Origin of the sequence: Croceicoccus marinus, from assembly GCF_001661675.2 — a bacterium.
Taxonomy (GTDB): domain Bacteria; phylum Pseudomonadota; class Alphaproteobacteria; order Sphingomonadales; family Sphingomonadaceae; genus Croceicoccus; species Croceicoccus marinus.
Map to the genome: position 1 here is coordinate 1075515 of NZ_CP019602.1, position 21790 is coordinate 1097304.

Here is a 21790-nt window from a genome sequence, read left to right on the forward strand (position 1 = left end):
GGGGCGTGTCCTTCTCTCAACCTTCGGAAAGCCAGCTGGTCAGCCTGCCGTCGCGTCCGCGCACGATCTCGGCCTGAAGCAACCGGACGGCATGCACCGCGCACGAGATCACGGTCCACCATGCAACCCCCACGATGCCGAAATCGGGGCGGCCGGACAGCATGGAGACGAACAGGATCACCATGTTCGGATTGCGCCGCGCCGTGATCAGCCGGAACCAGGAATCAAAGCGGCGCCAGACGTGGATATGCATCTCGTGATTGCGGCGCATGAATATACCCTCGATCACGCGCTGCAGCACATAGCCGCCGATGATCGCGATCATCACCGATTCGAAGATTTCCGGCGTCAGGCCGAGACCCCAGTGCACCAGCCCGGTTGCCCAGAACCACCACCAGAAGGGCGGGTGGATCAGGTCGATGCCGTGGTCGAAGACGTTGCCCCACCAGCTTGAGGTGATGGTGCAGCGCGCCAGCTTGCCGTCGACCGTGTCGAGCACCATGAAGCCGAGCCCCACCGCCATGCCGGCCCAGTACTCGCCCTGCGCGAACAGATAGGTCGCCAGGATGCACAGCACCGCACCGACCGCGGTGACCATGTTGGGCGTGACGCCGAAACGCGCGCAGATCCGCGTGATCATCAGCGCCCATTCGGGCCAGAGATATTTCGTCAGGATGTCGGTCACGCCCTTGTACGCACCGAAATAGCTGGCCCTTTCGATGCGGCGCACCGTGTCGGGGAACAGCGCCATCAGGAACGGCGTCTCGCGCTTGCGCAGCTGCTTGTTCTCGATCGTCGGTCCGTTCTCATAGGCAAGCACGGTCATGTCGCCCGCCGCCAGCGGCTTGTCGCCGCGGATCGAAGTGCGGACCGCCTCAGCCTCCGCTTCGCTGCGCACATGGGCGAGGGCGGGGATGCGGCCCATCGTCAGCACCAGCCCAGGATTGGCCGCCACATGGCGCAGCCATGCCGGGTCCCAGGCAAAGGCGTCATGAACGATCACGCGGGTCTCGCCGTTGCCGCCGCCATTGCCATCGGTCGCCAGGCCGCTCGCCGCGGCGATGCGCCGCGTGCGTTCGCGGTTCGAAAGGCCCCAGATCGGGGTCGGGTTCTCTCCCACGCTTTCGATGGCGATGGGTGGCGCGTTCCTTGTCATCACCGATCCCCTAATTGCAGCCACGCCGCTTCGCAACGACGATTGCCGCCGCTTGCCCGCCCGCGCTAAGGCCGGTTGCATGAACGATACCGCCTCATTCCTGCCGGGAAGCGCACTGATCCTTGCCGGTTCGCGATCCGAAACCGATCCCCTGGCAAAGTCCGAGGGGGTGGACCACAAGTCGCTGATCCGCATCGACGGGCAGACGATGCTCGAACGCGTGCACCTTGCCCTCGTCAGGGCCGGGTTCCGGCGGATCTATGTGTCGGCATCGGAAGATCAGGTCGTGCGCCTTGCCGAAGCCCTGGGCGCAATCGTGGTGCCTCCCGCATCCGGCCCCAGCGGCAGCGTCGCGGTTGTATTCGAACAGTCGGGCGCGCCGCTGCTGGTCACGACTTCCGATCACGCTTTGCTTCGGCCCGAATGGGTGCGGGATTTCATGCAGGATGCGCCGGCAGGCTGCGACGTCGCCATGCTGCTGGCAGAGCGCGCGAAGGTGGAGCAGGCCGTCCCCGGCACGCGGCGCACCTGGCTGCGCTTTGCCGATGGCGACTGGTCGGGCTGCAACATGTTCCTGCTGAACGGTGCGGGCGCAGCGCGCGCCCTGCAGGTCTGGAGCGCGGTGGAAGCCGACCGCAAGCGGCCATGGCGCATCGTGGGGCGGCTGGGCCTGGGGACGCTGTTCAGCTACGCTATCGGGCGGCTGAGCCTGGCCGAAGGCGTGCGCGCCTTGGGCAGGCGCAACGGGCTTGCCGCCGAAGTCGTCGCCGCGCGCGACGGCGAGGCGGCGGTCGATGTCGACAAGCCGGACGATCTCGTCCTGGCGCGCAGGCTGCTGGCGCAGCGCGAAGGAGCGGAATGATGGGAAAGCGCTGTGCGATCTTTGGCGCGTCGGGCGGTATCGGCAGCGCGCTGGTACGCAGTCTGGCGGGCCGGGGCGATGTGGACAGGGTCTATGCCGCGGCCCGCAAGCCGGGCGCCGAGGGCGACGACAGGATCCGGCCCGTGCCGATGGATCTTGGGGACGAGGCCAGCATCGCCGATGCCGCGGCCGACATGGCCGCGGATGGCCCGCTCGACCTGGTGATCGTGGCGAGCGGATTGTTGCAGAGGGAGCCCGATGTTGCGCCGGAAAAGAGTTGGCGGGCGATCGACGCCGCCGCCATGGCGGAGGTGTTTCGCGTCAACACCATCGGTCCGGCGCTGGTCGGCAAGCATGTGCTGGAACATCTGAACACTGGCGGCAGGCCCGTATTCGCCGCGATTTCCGCGCGGGTTGGATCGGTCGAGGACAACCGGCTGGGCGGCTGGCACTCCTATCGAGCGTCAAAGGCGGCCTTGAACCAGATCATGCGCAATTTCGCGATCGAGCTGGGGCGGCGGAACAAGGCGGCCATCGCCGTGTCGCTTCATCCCGGCACGGTCGACACCTCTCTGTCCGAGCCTTTCCAGTCTGGCGTGCCCGAGGGGAAGCTCTTCACCCCGGATTATTCCGCGCAGTGCCTGCTGTCGGTGATCGATGGGCTTGAGGCGAAGGACAATGGCGGTTTCTTCGCGTGGGACGGCAAGCCCATCCCGTTCTGATCGCCCCAGGCGAACCATGCGAAAAAGGCCGCTCCGGTTGGAGCGGCCTTTCCCTGATCAGTTCCCGAAGGTCCGCTGCCACCATCCGCGGCGCGGCGGGCCATCCGAACTGCCGTCGGACGAATTTTCGTCCGGGCCTGCTGCCGCCTCGTTCGAGGCTTCGCCTGCTTCGACGGCATCGTTCGCGGCGACCGGTTCGTTCGCGGTGACTGGTTCGTTCGCGATGACTGGTTCGTTCGCGGTGACGGGCGCTTCGGGGGCGCTGTCCTCGCTCGCGGCTTCCAGCTCGGGCGTCTCGGCTGCCGGAGCGGCCTCGGCCTCTGCCGGCGTTTCTTCCACGTCTACCTTCTTCTTGCGGCGAGCGCGCGGCTTCTTCGGCTTCTCCTCCGCGGGGGCGTCGGGCTGAGCCGATGCTTCCCGGTCGGCTTCCGCTTCCGCAGCCGGCTGCGTAGCCTCTGCCTCATCCACATCCGCCTTCTTGCGGCGGGTGCGGCGACGCTTGGGCTTTTCCTCGGCTACAGGCTCTTCGCCAGGCGCTTCGGCTTCGGCAGGCGATGCCTCGGCTTCAGCGGGTGCTGCCTGCTCATCGCCGGGCTCTGCCTGCTCGGAAGGCTGCTCTGCGGGCTGATCGTCCGAACGATCGTCCTGGTCGGCAGTCTCGTCGCGGCTGGACTTGCGGCGGCGGCGGCGACGCTTCCTGGGCGCGTTGTCATCCTCGCCGTTGCTTTCGTCCGAACCTTTGTCCTGCTCGTCCGAATCGTCGCTGTCGTCGTCGTCCTCGTCGTCCGAACCCTGCTCGCCGTTCTGTTCGCCCTCGTCACGGCCGCGACCGCGTTTGCGGCGGCCACCGCGGCGGCGGCGGCGCTTGCGGCGCGGCTGGCCATCATCGTCGTCGTCCGAACCTCTGTCGGTCTCGTCCTTCCGGTTCTCGTCCTGATCGTCGTCGTCCCGGTCGTTGTCGTCCCGGTCGTTGTCGTCCTCGTCCTCGGGAAGATAGTCGTCCTCCTCGTCGACGATGACCTCGAACTTGGGGGTGCCGGTCGGGCGCGGGCCGGACGAGCCGACGCGCATCTTCGCGCCTTCGTCCTCACCCTCGGGCAGTACCTCGACGCTGACGCAGTAGCGGTCCTCGATCTCCTGCAGATCGCCGCGCTTGGCGTTGAGCAGGTAGATCGCCGCCTCGGTGCTGGCGTGCAGCGTGATGATCGAACCCTTGCCCTTGGCAGCCTCGTCCTCGATCAGGCGCAGCGCCGACAGGCCCGCGCTGGATGCGGTGCGGACCAGGCCCGACCCGTCGCAGTGCGGACAGGTGCGCGTGGTCGCTTCCAGAACGCCGGTGCGCAGGCGCTGTCGGCTCATCTCCATCAGGCCAAAGCCCGAGATGCGGCCGACCTGGATTCGCGCGCGGTCGTTCTTCAGCGCGTCCTTCATGCACTTCTCGACCTTACGGATCGAGCTGTTGTGCTCCATGTCGATGAAGTCGATCACGACCAGGCCCGCCATGTCGCGCAGGCGCAGCTGGCGCGCGATTTCCTTCGCCGCTTCCATGTTGGTGTGCAGGGCGGTCTGTTCGATCCCGTGCTCCTTGGTGGAGCGGCCCGAGTTGATGTCGATCGACACCAGCGCCTCGGTCGGGTTGATGACCAGATAGCCGCCCGATTTCAGCTGCACGACCGGGTCGTACATCGCCGAAAGCTGGTCTTCCGCGCCATAGCGCTGGAACAGCGGCACGGGGTCGGCGTACTGCTTCACCCGGCGCGCATGGCTGGGCATCAGCAGCTTCATGAATTCCTTGGCGGACTTGTAGCCTTCCGGCCCCTCGACCACCACTTCCTCGATCTCGCGGTTATAGATGTCGCGGATCGCGCGCTTGATCAGGTCGCTGTCCGAATGGATCAGCGCCGGTGCGCTCGACTTCATCGTGTTCTCGCGGATCTCGTCCCACAGGCGGGCGAGATAGTCGAAATCGCGCTTGATCTCGGTCTTGGTGCGCTGAAGTCCCGCGGTCCGCACGATGCAGCCCATCGACTTGGGCAGGCTCATCTCGGCGACGATCTGCTTCAGGCGCTTGCGGTCGGCGGCGCTGCTGATCTTGCGCGAGATGCCGCCGCCATGGCTGGAATTGGGCATCAGCACGCAATAGCGGCCCGCCAGCGACAGATAGGTGGTCAGCGCCGCACCCTTGTTGCCGCGCTCTTCCTTGACGACCTGCACCAGCAGCACCTGGCGGCGCTGAATGACGTCCTGGATCTTGTACTTGCGGCGCAGCGCAAGCCGCTTGGCGCGGGCTTCGTCGGCTGCCTTGGAACGGGTGCCGGCGCCGCCGCGATTGCCCTGGCGGCGACCACGACCGCGCCCACGGCCGCCGGAGCGGTTACCGTTGTCGCCGTTGTCGTCGTCGTCCGAATGGCCATCGGACGAATCGTGGCCCGAAACGGAGCCATCCTCGATCGTTGCTACCTCGTCCGATTCGTCGTCGCCGACATCCTCGACACCGTCTTCGCCGGCCATTTCATCGGCGAGCGAATCGCTGCCGTCGTCGTCGCGGTTCCTGGCGTTCCGGCCACGGCGGTTCCGGCGGCGGCCGTCGCGGCCCCCGTCGTTGCCGTTGGCGTCGTCCGCGTCGTCGCGGCCGCCGTCGTCGCGATCATCGTCGTCTTGATCGTCATCGCCGTGGTCGCCATGCTCGTCGTCGTCCTCGGCGCGCAGGCGTGCCTCTTCCTCGGCATGCTCCTGCTCGGCCGCGAGCAGCGCATCGCGATCTTCCTTGGGGATCTGGTAATAGTCGGGATGAATCTCGTTAAAGGCGAGGAAGCCATGCCGGTTGCCGCCGAAATCGACGAAGGCAGCCTGCAGCGAGGGTTCGACCCTCGTCACCTTCGCCAGATAGATATTGCCCTTTATCTGCTTGTGTTCTGCCGATTCGAAATCGAATTCTTCAATCCGGTTGCCCTTGAGCACCGCCACCCGCGTTTCTTCCGGGTGGCGCGCATCGATTAGCATGCGCGTTGTCATTTATGGATCTCCAGACGCGCGAAGCCGCCACTGACCGCATGTGCGGGGCGGCGGGATTGGCGCGACATTTCAGTAAGGCGCGCACGGAGCGAGCGGGCATCGGCCCGTTCTCCGGCGCGAAACGTGAATAGCCGGGACCGCGCACATCAAGGCGCGTTACCGGCGGCGAAAAGCGTGTGGTGAAATGGTCCGGCAAACGCGCGCCGAAGACGACGATGCCAGCGGCCCTGCAAGGCAGGGTGGTCGCCGCAATCATCGTCTTCATGGCCATATCCACCAATTCCAATCCGGTCCCGGATGTGTGTCCGGGCGGCGCGCCACGCGGGATACGACCCTGCAAGCCGATGGATCGGCGATCTGGTCTATCCGGCGGAATCGCGCCTGAAGTCGGAAGAAGAGGATGGAAATCGTTCGCCCGTGGGCCCTTCTCGAGAGCCGTCGGCCGGGGGCCGACTTGCAGTACGCCAGATAATCCATCCACCCGACGATCGTCACGCTAGCACCGGCGGGACCGTTCGGCAATATAAAGCCACGATGCGGTTAGATCGTTTGCAGGAATTGCCGGTTTTTCATGCCGGGTTTTTCATGCCGGGGCCCAAGCGCCCATCTTGTGCGCGGCGGTTCGGGCGGGCAAGTCCGCCGGTAATGGACGAGCCGGTACTGCAACTGGAGAAGGGGGACGAGGCGGGCTCGCGGCTTCGCCGTGCGCTGCCCATGCCGGGATGGCAGGCGCCCCTATCGCTAATGCTGGGCATCGCCGCCGGATTGCTGCTGCTCGCGGCGTTTCCTGCCGGAGGGCGGGGGGAGGCGCTGGTCACCATGGCCATGCCCGAATCGCGTTCGATGGCCATGCCGCGCATCAGTGCGGGCAGGGCGGGGAACGCGGCTCCGCTGGTGGTGATCGATGCGGGGCATGGCGGCTTCGATCCCGGCGCGACCGGCCCCAGCGGACTGGCCGAGAAGGATGTCGTCCTTCCTATCGCGCTGGCATTGCGCGAACGCCTGCTGGAACTCGGCGCGGTGCGGGTGGCGCTGACGCGGGAAGGGGACCGCTTCCTGCCGCTGGAGGAGCGGGTCGCGCTGGCCGAATCGCTGGAGCCGGACCTGTTCGTGTCGATCCACGCTGACAGCGCGCCGGTCGAGGAAGCGCGCGGCGCCAATGTCTATGTGCTGTCACCCCGCGCCAGCGATGCCGAGGCAATGGCACTGGCGCGTGACTTCAACGCCGCGGACGGCGCGGCGGATACCGGCGACGCCGCGCTGGGCGATGTCGAGGCAGTGCTGGCCGAGCTGGCGCGGCGCGAGACCACGCTGGGATCTGCGCGGATCGCCGACCGGCTGGAATCGCGGATCCGCGCGGCCATGCCGGTGCATGGCAGGTTCCGGCGCGGGGCCAACCTGGTGGTGCTTCGCTCGGCACGCATGCCATCGATCCTGTTCGAGGCGGGCTATATCAGCAATGCCGAGGATGCGGCGCGCATCGGCAGCGAGGCCGGGCGCGAGGCGATCGTCGATGCGATGGCCGGCGCGATCACCGCGGGACTGCTGGCGGTCGATCGCTAGGTCATGGTGCCATGCAGATTATCCCCCGCGCATCGCCTTGTTCAGCGTGACGTCAGTCCGTTTCGTCTTTTATCTTGCGCGAACCCCATGCTAGTGCCGCCCCGATCATGAGCCCGACCGAGCAATCCCCGAACACCACCGCCCAACGAAACGCCGACCAAGGCATTGCCGGACGCATCGGCCGCGGGTTTTCCGCCGCCTGGTCCGGCTTCGTCCGCAAGTGGCGTGAAAGCCGCCTGTTCAAGGCGGTCGCCGTGCTGCTCATCGGCGCGATGCTGCTGTTCGCTGCGGGCTATGCGTGGCTGGGCGCGGGGCTGCCGTCCGCTGACCGACTTCTGACTTATCAACCCGCGCTGCCCACCATGGTGCGCGGCGCTGACGGCGAGATCGTCAACAGCTATGCGCGCGAGCGGCGGGTGCAGCTGCGCTATGTCGATTTCCCCGAGCAGTTGCAGAACGCCTTCCTGGCGGCCGAGGACAAGACGTTCTGGTCGCATGGCGGCGTCGATATCGGCGGGCTGGCGGGCGCGGTCGTCGACTATGTCTCGAAGATGGGCTCGGGCGAGCGCGCCAAGGGCGGATCGACTATCACCCAGCAGGTGGCGAAGAACATCCTGGTGGGCGATGAATATTCGATCACCCGCAAGCTGAAGGAAATGATCCTCGCCCAGCGGATCGAGGGCGTGCTCGACAAGGAGCAGATCCTCGAGCTTTATCTCAACGAGATCCCGCTCGGCCGGCAGAGCTTTGGCGTGCAGGCTGCGGCGCGCGCCTATTTCGACAAGGACGTGAGCGCGCTCGACCTGCACGAGGCGGCTTTCCTTGCCATCCTGCCCAAGGCGCCCGAACGCTATGGCCGCGTCCAGTATCGCGACATGGCGATCGCGCGGCGCAATTACGTGCTCGACCAGATGGTCGACAACGACTGGGCCACCCGGGCCGAGGCCGATGCCGCCAAGGCGCAGCCGCTCGGCCTCGTCCAGAACCGCCGCGAGAGCTATGACCCCGCGGGCGGCTATTTCATCGAGGAAGTGCGACGCCGCCTTCTGAGTATGTACGGCGAAAAGGCCGAGGATGGGCCGAATTCCGTCTATGCCGGCGGTCTGTGGGTACGCACCTCGCTCGACCTGGAAATGCAGAAGGCGGCGCGCAAGGCGCTGCGTGCGGGGCTGATGCATTATCACGGCAATCGCGGGTGGACCGGCCCGATCGCCACGATCGACATGGACGAGAACTGGCAGACCCAGCTGATCGTCTCGAACCTTGCCATCGACTACCAGGACTGGCGCGTGGGCGTCGTGACCGAACGCAGCGGCAGCAATGCGCAGATCGGCTTCAGCGACGGCGAGACCGCTTCGCTGGGCAATCTGCCCGATGCGCTGAAGGCGGGCGACGTGATCGTGGCATCGCCCGAAGGTGCGGGCTGGCGCGTGCGGACCATCCCCGAGGTTTCGGGCGGTCTGGTCGTGCAGAACCCGCAGACGGGCCGGGTGCTGGCGATGCAGGGCGGCTTCGATTCGCGGCTCGGCAGCTTCAACCGCGCCACCCAGGCAGAGCGTCAGCCCGGGTCGACCATCAAGCCCTTCGTCTATGCCACCGGCCTCGACCAGGGCATGACGCCGGCGACCCTCGTCACCGACGGGCCGTTCTGCGTCTATCAGGGCGCCGCGCTGGGAGAGAAGTGCTTCCGCAACTTTGGCAATACCCGCGGCGCGGGCGAACAGACGATGCGCTGGGGGCTGGAGCAGTCGCGCAATCTGATGACCGTCCATATCGCCAACGATTCGGGCATGGACAATGTAATCGGCACGTTCGAGCGTGTCGGCATCGGCAGCTATGACCCCTATCTCGCCTTTGCGCTGGGTGCAGGCGATACGACGGTGCTGCAGATGGTGAATGCCTATAGCGCGCTCGCCAATCACGGGCGGCAGTTCGACGCGTCGGTGATCGATTACGTTCAGGACAAGAACGGCAAGGTGATCTGGCGTGCCGACAAGCGCCGCTGCGCGCGCTGCGACCAGGACGAATGGGACGGCAAGTCGATGCCGCGCCTGGCCGAAGCCGGCAAGCAGGTGATGGATCCGGGCACCGCCTATCAGGTCGTGCACATGCTGGAAGGCGTGGTTCAGCGCGGCACCGCGACGCGGCTGCGCGACCTGGACCTGCCGCTGTTCGGCAAGACCGGCACGACTTCCGGCCCGACCAATGCATGGTTCATGGGCGGTTCGGCCGATCTGGTCGCGGGCGTCTATGTCGGTTTCGACCAGCCGCGCAACCTTGGCGGATGGGTGCAGGGCGGCAATACCGCGGCGCCGATCGTCAAGGAGCTGATCCAGGACACCAAGGCGCGCTGGCCGACGACTCCGGTGCAGGCGCCCGATGGCATCCGCATGGTCAGGATCGACCGCCGCAGCGGCAAGCGCGTGTTCGACGGCTGGCCTTCGCTGACCGAATACACGCCCGCGACGATCTGGGAAGCGTTCAAGCCCGATACCGAACCGCGCCGCTCGCTCGACCGCCAGACGCTTGAGGAAAAGCGCATGGCCGCGCTGGCCGCGATCCGTGCTGCACGCGCCGAACGCCGGGCGTCGACCAGCAATGACGCGGTCGCGATCGACGATACTTTCCTTGAAGATCAGGGCGGCATTTACTGATTTGTTCTGGCGGCCTAAGAAGGCGGCATGAACAAGCGCATGCAAACAAGCTTCATGGCTGGCGCCCTTGCCACCGCCATGCTTTCGGCAGGTCCCCTGGCCGCCGCCCTTCCCAAGGGGGCGCAAGCGCCGCCGGTGGTCACGACGGGGGCCATGGCGGGGAAGGCCTTTTCGTTCGATCTTGCCAGGGCGCTGAAGAAGGGGCCGGTCGTGCTCTATTTCTTCCCCAAGGCCTTTACCCAGGGCTGCACGCTGGAAGCGCGCGCCTTTGCCGAGGCAATGCCACAGTTCAAGGCCGCGGGCGCCCAGGTCGTCGGCCTGTCCGCGGACGATGTCGAAACGCTGAAGAAATTCTCGACCGAGGAATGCCGCGATGCGTTTCCCGTCGCCCGGGCGACCCCCGCCACGATCCGTGCCTATGACGTCGCCCTCCAGATGAACGGCGGGGCCGGTCTGATGAGCGATCGAACGTCATATGTGATTTCGCAGGACGGGCGGATTACCCTGGTCCATTCCGATTCCGACTGGCGCGAACATGTCTCGCGCACGCTGGCGGCGGTTCGCGCGCTGGATCGCTGACGCGGCGCATTCGGCGCGTATTCGCGCGCACCGGTCGGACCGCGATCGCCGCCGCCCCTTGCGGCGTGCGATCGCATTGCGCACTTTCACATTTCGGGACCCTTCGCTAAGCGGGCGCAAGTCCGGGGGCGAGTGGCCCTCACAGGAGAAGTTCCATGCGTGCCGAAGGGCAGGCCCTTGTCGACCGTATCGAGGCATCGCTCGCGCTGATCCGCCAGTCGCTGGACTGGGAGCAGGCGCTGCGCCGCCTCGACGAGCTGAGTGCGCGGGTGGAAGACCCGAACCTGTGGAACGATCCCAAGCAGGCGCAGGCAATCACGCGCGAGCAGAAGCAGCTGGGCGATGCGGTCAAGGCGGTGAACGAGATCAGCGCCGAGATGTCGGACGCGGTCGAATTCGTCGAGATGGGCGAGGCCGAGGGCGACGAGAGCGTGATCAAGGACGGTTTGAACAGCCTGACCACGCTTGCCGACCGCGCCGACCGCGACAAGGTCGGCGCGCTGCTTTCGGGCGAGGCGGACAGCTACGACACCTATCTCGAAGTGCATGCGGGCGCGGGCGGCACCGAAAGCCAGGACTGGGCCGAGATGCTGCAGCGCATGTATGCGCGCTGGGCCGAGCGGCGCGGCTTCAAGGTCGAGGTCGTCGACTACAGCGCAGGCGAGCAGGCCGGGATCAAGAGCGCGACCCTGCTGATCAAGGGCGAGAACGCCTATGGCTATGCCAAGACGGAAAGCGGCGTGCACCGGCTGGTGCGCATCAGCCCCTATGACAGCAGCGCGCGGCGGCACACCTCGTTCAGCTCGGTCTGGGTCTATCCCGTGATCGATGACGATATCGAGATCGAGATCAATCCTTCGGACCTCAAGATCGATACATACCGCGCATCGGGTGCGGGCGGCCAGCACGTCAACACGACCGATTCCGCCGTTCGCATCACCCACCAGCCGACCGGCATCGTGGTCGCCAGCCAGAACGACCGTTCGCAGCACAAGAACCGCGCCACCGCGATGAACATGCTGAAGGCGCGCCTGTACGAAAAGGAACTGGCCGAGCGCGAGGCGGCGGCTTCGGGCGAATACCAGGCCAAGACCGAGATCGGCTGGGGCCACCAGATCCGTTCCTATGTGCTGCAGCCCTATCAGCAGGTGAAGGATTTGCGCACCGGCCATGTCTCGACCAATCCGTCGGACGTGCTCGACGGGGGCCTGGACCAGTTCATCACGGCAGCCCTGTCGCAGCGCGTGACGGGCGAGAAGGTGGACGTGGAGGACGTGGATTGATTCACCGCGCTTCCCTGCTTTCGGTATTGGCCTTTGCGCTGGTCCTTTCGGGATGCAATATCACCGAAGTGGATGAGGGCCGCCCCGAAAGCGCGCGCGACTTCCCCGAACCCGATCGCCCGGTTTCGCAGGTGGGCGCCAGCCAGTTCGCTTCCGAACGCGCGCGCGACGACCGGCGCGAGGCGGTGACCGTGATGGACCTGGCCAATATCCGCGAGGGCATGACCGTGGCCGATATCGGCGCGGGCGAGGGGTATTACACCACCCGCCTGGCCGAACGCGTCGGGGTCGAGGGGCGCGTGCTGGCGCAGGACATCGATTCGGAAGTCCTGCAGCGGCTGGGCGCGCGGGTCGAGCGCGAGCGGCTGGACAATGTATCGATCAAGCTGGGGCGCGAGGACGATCCGGGGCTGCCCGAAGGCAGCTTCGACCGCATTTTCCTGGTACACATGTATCACGAGGTGGCCGAACCCTATGCCTTCCTGTGGCGACTGCGGCCCGCGCTGAACCCGGGCGGACAGGTGATCGTCGTCGACGTCGACCGCGCGACCGACAATCACGGCATCCCGCCCAAGCTGCTTTTCTGCGAATTCGAATCGGTCGGCTTCAAGCTGGCCGCTTTCATTCGCCGCCCCGAAATGGCAGGCTATTACGCCCGCTTCGAGGCGGCGGGACCACGGCCGGACCCGGCCGACATCGAACCCTGCGAACAGGAGATTGTTGCGGCAGGGAAGGCGGAGACCGGCGCAGACGGCGTCGATGTCCGCCCTGACAGGATTATAGAGACATGAGTTTTAAGGGACTGGAGCCGATCAACTATGGCGGACGCGAGGTCTGGCCACTGATCGAGGGCGGCAAGGGCGTTTCGGCGACCAATCACGCCAGCTCGGGCGCATGGGCCGCGGCGGGCGGCGTCGGCACCGTCAGCGCGGTGAATGCCGACAGCTATGACGCCGAGGGCAAGATCGTGCCCCAGCTGTACGAGCAGATGACCCGCAAGGAGCGTCACGAGCAGCTGATCCGCTATGCCATCGACGGCGCGGTGGAGCAGGTGAAGCGGGCGCATGACATCGCAGGCGGCAACGGCGCGATCAACATCAACGTGCTGTGGGAAATGGGCGGCGCACAGCAGGTGCTGGAAGGCACGCTGGAGCAGACCAGGGGTCTTGTCACCGGCGTCACCTGCGGTGCGGGCATGCCCTACAAGCTGGCCGAGATCGCGCAGCGCTTCGGGGTGCATTATCTTCCCATCGTCTCGTCGGCCCGCGCGTTTCGCGCGCTGTGGAAGCGCAGCTATTCCAAGGTGCCCGAACTGATGGCCGCGGTGGTCTATGAAGATCCGTGGCTGGCCGGCGGCCACAACGGCCTGTCCAATGCCGAGGATCCGCTGAAGCCCGAGGATCCCTATCCGCGCGTGAAGGCGCTGCGCGAGACGATGCGCAAGGAAGGCATGTCGGAAGATACCGCCATCGTGATGGCGGGCGGCGTGTGGTTCCTGCGCGAATGGAACGACTGGATCGACAATCCGGAACTGGGCAAGATCGCATTCCAGTTCGGCACGCGGCCCCTTTTGACGCAGGAAAGCCCGATCCCGCAGGGCTGGAAGGACATGCTGCGCACGCTGGAGCCGGGCGACGTGCTGCTGCACAAGTTCTCGCCCACCGGTTTCTATTCCTCGGCCGTGCGCAATCCGTTCCTGCGCAACCTGGAACAGCGCAGCGAGCGGCAGATCCCCTATTCGCGGATCGAGGCGGGTGATCACACCGTCCAGCTCGACGTGGGCGTGAAGGGCAAGAACTTCTGGGTGACGCCGCATGACCGCGAACGCGCCCGCACGTGGGCCGCCGCGGGCGAGACCACGGCACTGAAGACGCCCGACGACACAGTCGTCTTCGTCACGCCCGAAGAGCATGAGACGATCCGCAAGGACCAGGCCGATTGCATGGGCTGCCTTTCGCATTGCGCGTTTTCGTCGTGGAAGGACCATGACGACTACACCACGGGGCGCCTGGCCGATCCGCGCAGCTTCTGCATCCAGAAAACGCTGCAGGACATCGCCCATGGCGGCGATACGGACGACAATCTGGCCTTTGCGGGCCATGCCGCCTATCGTTTCAAGCAGGACCCGTTCTATTCCAACGGCTATACGCCGACGGTAAAGGAACTGGTCGACCGCATCCTGACCGGCGATTGATCCGACGAAAGGACCGCGCGCAGATGGGTGAGCAGAAACAGGGCGCCTGTCACTGCGGCGCGGTCCGGTTCGAGGCGGAGGTCGATCTCGGCTCCGCCCGGCGGTGCGACTGCTCGCTGTGCCGGATGCGCGGGGCCGTGGCCGTAAGTGCGCCGCTGGAGGGGTTCACCCTTCTGGCGGGCGAGGATGCGCTTCGGCTCTACCGGTTCAACACCGGCACGGCGAAACATTATTTCTGCGGCACCTGCGGCATCTATACCCACCACCAGCGGCGGTCGAACCCCGATCAATATGGCGTGAACGTCGCCTGCCTGGACGGCATGAGCCCGTTCGACTTCGCCGAGATCGAGGTTCTGAACGGCCGCGCGCATCCGGCCGATACCGGCGCGAACAAGCGTTCGGGCGTGCTTCGCTACACGCCCGACTAGGGGTCAGGCATAGCCTTCGATGACGCGGTCGGGCGGACTGTGGCCGTCGGCCCAGCTCTGGATATTGGCCAGGATCTTCATGCCTGCGGCGGTGCGCCCTTCCTCGGTCGCGCTGCCGATGTGGGGCTGGGTGATCACATAGGGATGCGCGATCAGGCGCGGATCGACGACGGGTTCGTCGGGATAGACGTCGAGCCCGGCCGCCCACAGATGTCCGCTTTCCAGCGCCGCGATCATCGCTTCCTGATCGATCAGGTCGCCGCGGCCGGTATTCACGATCACCGAGCCCTCCTTCATCAGAGCGATGCGCCGTTCGTCCAGCAGGTGATGGGTCGCGGCGCTTTTCGGGCAATGCAGAGTGACGATGTCGCTTTGCGCCAGCAGCCCGTCGACGTCGGCGAAATATTCCGCACCGAACATCCGCTCCACCGATTCGGGCAGGGGGCGGCGGTTGTGATAGACGATCTGCAGGCCGAAGGCGCGCGCGCGGTGCGCCACAGCCTGGCCGATGCGTCCCATGCCGATGATGCCCAGCGTCTTGCCGCCCAGCGATCGGCCCAGCATCCCCGTCGGACCCCAGCCCCGCCATTCGCCGTGACGCACGATACGCGTGCCCTCACGCATCCGCCGCATCACGCCGATCATCAGTGCCATGGTCAGGTCGGCGGTATCGTCGGTGAAGACGCCGGGCGTGTTCGTCACCACGACCCGGCGCGCGCGCGCAGCGGCCAGCGCGATATGGTCGGTCCCCGCGCCGAAACTGGCGATCATGCGAAGGCGCTCGCCCGCGCCTTCGATCATGGCCGCGTCGATCGTGTCGGTCACGGTGGGCACCAGCACGTCGCAATCGTTCATCACGTCAACCAGCTCGCCGCGCGTGAACGGATGATCGTCATCGTTCAGGCGAACATCGAACAGCTGGCTCATCCGCTGTTCGATATCCGGCATCAGGCGGCGGGTGACGATGACGCGGGCCTTGCCCTCCACGCGGCGCGACGTTGCTGCCAAGGGTTCGGACATTGGTGGGCCTGCCTTCGTATCGCTGTCTGCCATGCATGCGGGCTACGCGGTGCAGGGGCGCACGGTCAACACAAGGATGCGGCGGTTGTGGGCGGCGGCTCTATCACCGCTTGGCGCGGCAGTTTCGCAAGTCTATGCGAAGGCGATGAAGCTCCGCCGCATCCTTCCTGCCAGCCTGTTGCCTGCGATCCTGCTTGCCGCCTTTTCGCTTGCGCTTGCTACGGCGGTTCCCGCCATGGCGCAGGACACGGACGAGGTGCCGTACTGGGCGTCGCTGACCACCGACAAGGCCAATATGCGGGTGGGTCCGGGCGGCAGCTATCAGATCGTGTGGGTCTATCAGCGCAAGGGCTTGCCGTTGAAGGTCGTGCGCCGCCTGTCGGGCTGGCGCCTGGTCGAGGATCCGGACGGCACGCGCGGCTGGCTGGTCTCGCGCTTCCTCAGCCGCGAGCGGTCCGCGATCGTCACGGGCGACGACAATGTGATGATGCGGGCCAGGCCGGACGAAGGGTCGCAATTGCTGTGGCAGGTCGAACCGGGCGTGACCGGCTGGCTGGGCGACTGCGCACAGGGCTGGTGCCGATTCGCCGTGGGCGAGCGCGAGGGGCCGCTGCGCGAGGGCTGGGTTCCGCAGGACCGCCTGTGGGGACCGGGCGAACCCTGATCGACCACGGCCCGCTGATCGACGCCCGCCTGGACGCGCTGTTCGGCCCGGCCGGCACTATGGGCGAATTCCTGTTTCCCTTTTTGCTGTGCGTGACCGGAGCGCTCGTCGGCAGCTTCGCCGGGGCATCGGCCCTGCGCATCGCGAGGGGCGACAGCGTGGTGACGGGGCGGTCGCGCTGCGATTCCTGCGGGCGGGTGCTGCATCCGGCCGATCTGGTGCCGATCCTCTCCTTCGTTGCGCTTGCCGGGCGGTGCCGGACCTGCCGCGCGCCCATCGACCGGCTTCAGCTGCTGGCGGAACTGTCGGGCGCGGTCATCGGCGGGGCGGCATGGCTGTTTATGGCAGGCCCGCTTCCGGCTGTCCTGGCCGCGCTGTTCGGCTGGCAGTTGCTGGTGCTGGCGCTGTCCGACTGGCGATCGTTCCATCTGCCGCCGGCGGGGATCGCCGTGCTGGCGGGCAGCGCGCTTGTCCTGCCATTGGTTAAGGCGCTGCAGGGCGGCGCCGTCTTCCCGCTGTTGCTGCAGCAGCTGGCGGGGGCGGGGCTGGGCTATGTGCTGCTGGCCGCACCGGCGCTGGCCTTTCGCGCGCTGCGGGGGCAGGACGGGATGGGAAGCGCCGATCCGCCGCTGATGGCCGCCATCGGAGGATGGGCCGGTGTGCTGGGCGTATGTTTTATTGTGTTGCTGGCCGCAGCCATGGGGATCGCGGTAGCACTGGCCATGCGCCTGGCAGGCAGAATCCCCGATCGGCCCGCATCGCCCGGGGCTAAGGACGAATCCGCGCCCGGTTCCGGCGAAGCGCTGCCGCTGGGCACGCTGCTGTCCTTTGGGGCGATTACCGTCACTTTCGCCGGATTTTCGCTGCTGACACCCTAGCTTGCGCGTATAGGAACCGTCAGCCCTCTTGCGCAGCGGCGCGCCGTTGCCTAGGGCGCTCTTCGCGGGTGCGATGCGCCCGCGCAGCTTGAAGTCCGTTATCCCGGCATGCAGCCAGAGAGGGCCTTTTGGTCGACCTGTCACAATATCTGCCGATCTTCATTTTCCTGGTGATCGCGCTGGGGCTTTCTGCCCTGTTCGTCTTCCTGCCGATGGGCGTGTCGCGCCTGACCGGCTCGCATAATCCCGACGCGGAAAAGCTCTCGGAGTACGAGTGCGGCTTCCCTGCGTTCGAGGATCCGCGCAGCCAGTTCGATGTGCGATTCTATCTGGTGGCGATCCTGTTCATCATCTTCGATCTTGAGGCGGCGTTCCTGTTTCCCTGGGCGGTCAGCCTGGACCTGACCGGATGGCCTGGCTGGATCACCATGATGGTGTTCCTGTTCGAACTGATCGTCGGCTTTGCCTATGCCTGGAAGAAGGGAGCTCTCGAATGGGAGTGAACGACACCTCCGTCTCGCCCGAAGAGGCTGCGCGCGCCGCGGCCACGACGCCGGCTGCGCCGAACCCGCCGGGCACGACCGTATCGGGTGCCGCGCACAACCCCGCGCTGCATCCCGCGGCACAGCCGGGCGAACTGCGCCAGCCGGATTCGGATTACTTCAACGCGCTGTCGACCGAAGTGAACGACAAGGGCTTCCTGCTGACCAGCACGGAAGAGCTGTTCCAGTGGGCGCGCACCGGTTCGCTGTGGTGGATGACCTTTGGCCTTGCGTGCTGCGCGGTCGAGATGATCCACGTCAACATGCCGCGCTATGACATGGAGCGTTTCGGCGTCGCGCCGCGCGCTTCGCCGCGCCAGTCCGACGTGATGATCGTCGCGGGCACGCTGTGCAACAAGATGGCCCCTGCGCTTCGCAAGGTGTACGACCAGATGTCCGATCCCAAATATGTGATCAGCATGGGGTCGTGCGCCAATGGCGGCGGCTATTATCACTATTCCTATTCGGTGGTGCGTGGCTGCGACCGGATCGTGCCGGTCGACATCTATGTCCCGGGCTGCCCGCCCACGGCCGAGGCGCTGCTGTATGGCGTCATGCAGCTTCAGCGCAAGATCCGCCGCGAAGGGACGGTGAAGCGCTGATGGCTGTCGTTCATTCCGCTCCGAAATTCGCGCCGAACACCGGCGTCAGGGACGTGCTCGCCGGGGCGCTCGGCTCCATGCTGGTCAGCGCGCATGAAGAGCATGGCGAGATCTTCCTGGTGGTCGAGCGTGCGCAGCTGAACGCGGCACTGCGCGTGCTGCGCGATGTGCATGACTATCAGCAGCTGATGGAAATCGCGGGCGTCGACTATCCCTCGCGGCCTGAGCGGTTCGAGGTTTGCTACTGCCTGCTCTCGCTGACGAAGAACCACCGCATCATCGTCAAGACCAGCACCGACGAGGCCAAGCCGGTGCCGACCGTGACCGACATCTGGCCCGTGGCCGGATGGCTGGAACGCGAGGTGTTCGACATGTACGGCGTGCTGTTCGCCGGCAACACCGACCTGCGCCGGATCCTGACCGACTATGGCTTCGAAGGGCATCCGTTCCGCAAGGACTTCCCGCTGACGGGCCATGTCGAACTGCGCTATTCCGAGGATGAGAAGCGCGTCGTCTATCAGCCGGTCGAACTGGCGCAGGATTTCCGCAGCTTTGATTTCATGAGTCCCTGGGAAGGCGCGGACTACGTGCTGCCGGGCGACGAGAAGGCGGCCGAGCATCCCGCTCCGCCGCCGGTCGACGAACCGAAGACGACCGAAAGCCCCAAGGACACCGGCGCCGGAGCGCGCGCCGATGCCGAGGCCGCGAAGACCCGCAGCGCCGGCTCGCCCGATCTGGAGGAGGCCGGTCCCGCGACCGACGCGCCCGACCCGACCGAAAGCCGGGAAGGGGAACCGAAGCGCATGGGCCGCACCGCCGACACAGCAGGCGCGACCGAGGTCGACAAGAGCGATCCCGACGCCGACGCCGAAGGCGAGAAGGGTAAGGACCGATGAGCCTGCAACTCGAAGAATCGCCGACCACCGGCGACGACGTCATCTCGAACTACACGATCAATTTCGGGCCCCAGCACCCGGCGGCGCATGGCGTGCTGCGCATGGTGATGGAGCTGGACGGCGAGATCATCGAGCGCGTCGATCCGCATGTCGGCCTGCTTCATCGCGGCACCGAGAAGCTGATCGAGTACAAGACCTATCTGCAGGCTCTGCCCTATTTCGACCGGCTCGACTATTGCTCGCCGCTGTGCATGGAGCATAGCTATGTGCTGGCGATCGAGAAGCTGCTGAACCTTCAGGTTCCGCTTCGCGCGCAATATCTGCGCGTGATGTTCGCGGAACTGACGCGCATCTGCAACCACATGCTGAACATCGGTGCGCATGTCATGGACGTTGGCGCGATGACGCCGAACCTGTGGGTGTTCGAACTGCGCGAGGACTGCCTCAATTTCTTCGAACGCGCATCGGGCGCGCGCATGCACAGCGCCTGGTTCCGCCCCGGCGGCGTGCACCAGGACGTACCTTTGAAGCTGCTGACCGACATCGGCGACTGGGTCGACACCCGCCTGCCCGAACTGTTCGGCGACGCGATGAGCCTGGTCACCGACAACCGCATCTTCAAGCAGCGCAATGTCGACATTGCCGTCGTCAACAAGGACGACGCGGTGAAATGGGGCTTTTCCGGCCCTATGATCCGCGGCAGCGGCATCGCCTGGGACCTGCGCAAGTCGCAGCCCTATGACGTCTATGACCGCATGGATTTCGAGATTCCCGTCGGTACCAACGGCGATTGTTACGATCGCTTCATGGTGAGGGTGGAAGAAGTCTATCAGTCTGTCCGCATCATCAAGCAGTGCCTGGCCGAGATGCCGGACGGGCCGATCGCATCCGAGGATCGCAAGGTCTCTCCGCCCAAGCGCGGCGAGATGAAGCAGTCAATGGAAGCGCTGATCCACCACTTCAAGCTCTATACCGAGGGCTTCCACGTGCCCGCGGGCGAGGTCTATGTCGCGACCGAAAGCCCCAAGGGCGAATTCGGCGTCTATCTGGTCAGCGACGGCAGCAACAAGCCCTATCGCTGCAAGATCCGGCCGACCGCGTTCAGCCATCTTCAGGCGATGGACATGATGTGCAAGGGCCACATGCTGCCCGACGCGACCGCCATCCTGGGTGCGATCGACGTGGTGTTCGGGGAGTGCGACCGGTGAGGCTGACCCATTCCGAACAGATGAGTGTGCTGGCGTCGAGCACGGGGCTGGCCCTGATCGTGCTGTTCTTCGGCGCGCTGATGCTGGGTTACGAGACGAGCGAATGGCTTGCCGAAGTGATCGCCTGCGTCGCCGGGTACGAGTTCTTCAGCTTCGGCCACTCGCAATATCGCAGTTGGAAACGCCGCCGCGGAGGTCCGCGTGGCTGAGACCGAGACAATGACCAGGCTGGATACTGCAAAGCAGATGATTGCGCATTACAATGCGCAGGACGCCGATTCCTATGTCGCGCTTATGACCGAGGATGCGTGCGAGGCGGCCTATCGCGGTGCCGTCGTGCGCGACGGCCGCGAAGGCACGCGCGAAGGGCTGAAGGCGATGTTCGCGGAGTTTCCCGAAAACCGCGCCGAGGTGATCGACGCGAAGCAGTTCGGCGACACCGTCACCCTGCACGAGCGCGTATGGCGCAGCGCCGATGCGCAGCCTTTCGACGTGCTCGCAGTCTATAGTTTCGAGGGCGACAAATGCTCTCGGGTGGAGTTCATCCGCTGATGGCCGACCGTTACATCGAACCCGATACGCCCGAACTGCGCGCCCGCTGGGGCGGCTTTGCCTTCACGCCCGCGTGGGACGAAAAGGCGAAGGCCGCGATCGCGCGCTATCCCGAGGGGCGGCAGAAATCTGCCGTGATGGCGCTTCTCGACTTCGCCCAGCGCCAGGTTGGCGAGGATACCGGCACGCAGGGCTGGTTGCCCATCCCGGTGATGGAATATGTCGCGGCCTATCTCGACATGCCGGTGATCCGCGTGGTCGAGGTTGCGACCTTCTACACCATGTACAATCTGGTGCCGGTCGGGAAATACCATGTGCAGGTCTGCGGCACGACGCCGTGCTGGCTGCGCGGCAGTGACGAGATCATGGCCCGCTGCAAGGCTCGCGGCATGGCCAAGGGACATACCACCGACGACGGCCTGTGGACCCTGACCGAGGTGGAATGCATGGGCAATTGCGCCAGTGCGCCCATGGTCCAGATCAACGACGGGAATTACGAGGATCTGACGGCAGAGCGTTTCGACGCGGTGCTCGATGCGCTGGCCAGGGGCGAGACGCCCAAGGAAGGCACGCAGGATCCCGATCGCCACACGGTCGAGCCCGTTGGCGGCCCGACGACGCTGACCGCGATGGTCGATAGCAACCACGATTACCGGGGAGAATGGTGATGGCGACGCTTCAGCAGCGCAATTACCGGTTCGCGGGCGCCGGGTTCCTGTTCGCGGCGGCAATCTTCCTTGCCACGCAGAACAATGCGATGGGCGCGACCTTCGCGGCGCTGGGCGCGGTTTTCGTCGCACTCTCGTACAGGAACGGGAAGCAGGATGGCGAGTGATGGAAGGCCTGATCCCGATCGCGGTCGCCCTGCTTGGTGTGATTATCGCGTGGAAAGTTCTCAAGGGCGTCGTCAAGACGGTCGTGCTGGTCGCGATCCTGATCGCCGCGGCTATTTTCGTTTTCGGAGTCTGATCG

At 65.8% G+C, this 21790-nt stretch carries 23 protein-coding genes; 20 read left to right on the top strand and 3 right to left on the bottom strand.

All coding sequences use genetic code 11. The annotated features are described in order from the left end of the window. Window positions 1-16: 16 nt before the first annotated feature. The gene (locus A9D14_RS05180) at window positions 17-1156 is read right to left on the bottom strand and encodes a CDP-alcohol phosphatidyltransferase family protein (RefSeq protein WP_066843598.1); all 1140 of its coding nucleotides are present in this window, start codon (window positions 1154-1156) and stop codon (window positions 17-19) included. A 79-nt stretch (window positions 1157-1235) separates the two neighbouring features. Between A9D14_RS05180 and A9D14_RS05185 the strand changes: the two genes are divergently transcribed. Next, complete coding sequence (locus A9D14_RS05185; protein ID WP_066843600.1) at window positions 1236-2018, top strand: nucleotidyltransferase family protein; 783 nt, start codon at window positions 1236-1238, stop codon at window positions 2016-2018. Next, window positions 2018-2740, top strand: coding sequence for an SDR family NAD(P)-dependent oxidoreductase (locus A9D14_RS05190; RefSeq protein WP_066848335.1), 723 nt, complete (start codon window positions 2018-2020; stop codon window positions 2738-2740). The genes A9D14_RS05185 and A9D14_RS05190 overlap by 1 nt, the downstream gene beginning before the upstream one ends. A 57-nt stretch (window positions 2741-2797) precedes the next feature. On the opposite strand, the gene A9D14_RS05195 is transcribed toward A9D14_RS05190, so the two are convergent. Further along, a complete protein-coding gene (locus A9D14_RS05195; RefSeq protein WP_066843602.1) occupies window positions 2798-5755 on the bottom strand; it encodes an Rne/Rng family ribonuclease in 2958 nt (985 codons plus the stop codon). Window positions 5756-6400: 645 nt separating this feature from the next. On the opposite strand from A9D14_RS05195, the gene A9D14_RS05200 reads away from it, so the two are divergent. The 7 genes from A9D14_RS05200 (at window position 6401) to A9D14_RS05230 (ending at window position 14456) form a co-directional block, all read left to right on the top strand. Continuing rightward, on the top strand, window positions 6401-7318 hold the full coding sequence (locus A9D14_RS05200; protein WP_066843605.1) for an N-acetylmuramoyl-L-alanine amidase family protein: 918 nt from the start codon (window positions 6401-6403) through the stop codon (window positions 7316-7318). Window positions 7319-7425: 107 nt separating this feature from the next. After that, window positions 7426-9972, top strand: a complete 2547-nt coding sequence (locus A9D14_RS05205) for a penicillin-binding protein 1A (RefSeq protein WP_066843607.1) — start codon at window positions 7426-7428, stop codon at window positions 9970-9972. Between the two features lie 54 nt (window positions 9973-10026). Further along, the gene (locus tag A9D14_RS05210) at window positions 10027-10551 is read left to right on the top strand and encodes a peroxiredoxin (RefSeq protein WP_232468787.1); all 525 of its coding nucleotides are present in this window, start codon (window positions 10027-10029) and stop codon (window positions 10549-10551) included. A 155-nt stretch (window positions 10552-10706) separates the two neighbouring features. Continuing rightward, the gene (prfB, locus tag A9D14_RS05215; RefSeq protein WP_066843613.1) at window positions 10707-11834 is read left to right on the top strand and encodes a peptide chain release factor 2; all 1128 of its coding nucleotides are present in this window, start codon (window positions 10707-10709) and stop codon (window positions 11832-11834) included. Next, the gene (locus A9D14_RS05220) at window positions 11834-12625 is read left to right on the top strand and encodes a class I SAM-dependent methyltransferase (RefSeq protein ID WP_083987993.1); all 792 of its coding nucleotides are present in this window, start codon (window positions 11834-11836) and stop codon (window positions 12623-12625) included. Before prfB ends, A9D14_RS05220 begins: the two co-directional genes overlap by 1 nt. Then, complete coding sequence (locus A9D14_RS05225; protein ID WP_066843615.1) at window positions 12622-14028, top strand: NAD(P)H-dependent flavin oxidoreductase; 1407 nt, start codon at window positions 12622-12624, stop codon at window positions 14026-14028. Before A9D14_RS05220 ends, A9D14_RS05225 begins: the two co-directional genes overlap by 4 nt. Window positions 14029-14051: 23 nt before the next feature. Next, complete coding sequence (locus A9D14_RS05230) at window positions 14052-14456, top strand: GFA family protein (RefSeq protein WP_066843617.1); 405 nt, start codon at window positions 14052-14054, stop codon at window positions 14454-14456. 3 nt (window positions 14457-14459) lie between these two features. Here the strand turns inward: A9D14_RS05230 and A9D14_RS05235 are convergent, their stop codons facing one another. After that, window positions 14460-15476, bottom strand: a complete 1017-nt coding sequence (locus tag A9D14_RS05235) for a 2-hydroxyacid dehydrogenase (protein ID WP_066843620.1) — start codon at window positions 15474-15476, stop codon at window positions 14460-14462. Window positions 15477-15507: 31 nt separating this feature from the next. Here A9D14_RS05235 and A9D14_RS05240 point away from each other — a divergent pair, with 31 nt between their 5' ends. From A9D14_RS05240 to A9D14_RS20260, 11 genes are all read left to right on the top strand, one after another. Continuing rightward, the gene (locus tag A9D14_RS05240) at window positions 15508-16140 is read left to right on the top strand and encodes an SH3 domain-containing protein (RefSeq protein ID WP_232468789.1); all 633 of its coding nucleotides are present in this window, start codon (window positions 15508-15510) and stop codon (window positions 16138-16140) included. Further along, entirely contained in the window at window positions 16119-17018 is a 900-nt protein-coding gene (locus A9D14_RS05245; RefSeq protein WP_083987660.1) for a prepilin peptidase, read from the top strand. The genes A9D14_RS05240 and A9D14_RS05245 overlap by 22 nt, the downstream gene beginning before the upstream one ends. A 128-nt stretch (window positions 17019-17146) precedes the next feature. Beyond that, a complete protein-coding gene (locus tag A9D14_RS05250) occupies window positions 17147-17521 on the top strand; it encodes an NADH-quinone oxidoreductase subunit A (protein ID WP_066843622.1) in 375 nt (124 codons plus the stop codon). A gap of 107 nt (window positions 17522-17628) precedes the next feature. Beyond that, a complete protein-coding gene (locus A9D14_RS05255; RefSeq protein WP_066848349.1) occupies window positions 17629-18162 on the top strand; it encodes a NuoB/complex I 20 kDa subunit family protein in 534 nt (177 codons plus the stop codon). Continuing rightward, window positions 18162-19058, top strand: coding sequence for an NADH-quinone oxidoreductase subunit C (locus A9D14_RS05260; RefSeq protein WP_066843624.1), 897 nt, complete (start codon window positions 18162-18164; stop codon window positions 19056-19058). Before A9D14_RS05255 ends, A9D14_RS05260 begins: the two co-directional genes overlap by 1 nt. Further along, window positions 19055-20266: an NADH-quinone oxidoreductase subunit D gene (locus A9D14_RS05265; protein ID WP_066843626.1), complete on the top strand. Its 1212-nt coding sequence runs from the start codon at window positions 19055-19057 to the stop codon at window positions 20264-20266. Before A9D14_RS05260 ends, A9D14_RS05265 begins: the two co-directional genes overlap by 4 nt. Continuing rightward, window positions 20263-20475 (top strand): hypothetical protein, encoded by a 213-nt coding sequence (locus A9D14_RS05270; RefSeq protein ID WP_066843629.1) that lies wholly within the window; start codon window positions 20263-20265, stop codon window positions 20473-20475. Before A9D14_RS05265 ends, A9D14_RS05270 begins: the two co-directional genes overlap by 4 nt. Before the next feature lie 10 nt (window positions 20476-20485). Then, entirely contained in the window at window positions 20486-20818 is a 333-nt protein-coding gene (locus A9D14_RS05275) for a nuclear transport factor 2 family protein (RefSeq protein ID WP_066848352.1), read from the top strand. Next, entirely contained in the window at window positions 20818-21486 is a 669-nt protein-coding gene (locus A9D14_RS05280; protein WP_066843632.1) for a complex I 24 kDa subunit family protein, read from the top strand. Before A9D14_RS05275 ends, A9D14_RS05280 begins: the two co-directional genes overlap by 1 nt. Beyond that, complete coding sequence (locus A9D14_RS19355; RefSeq protein ID WP_157668146.1) at window positions 21486-21653, top strand: hypothetical protein; 168 nt, start codon at window positions 21486-21488, stop codon at window positions 21651-21653. Before A9D14_RS05280 ends, A9D14_RS19355 begins: the two co-directional genes overlap by 1 nt. Further along, entirely contained in the window at window positions 21653-21787 is a 135-nt protein-coding gene (locus A9D14_RS20260; protein WP_269769223.1) for a hypothetical protein, read from the top strand. The genes A9D14_RS19355 and A9D14_RS20260 overlap by 1 nt, the downstream gene beginning before the upstream one ends. Window positions 21788-21790: the final 3 nt, after the last annotated feature.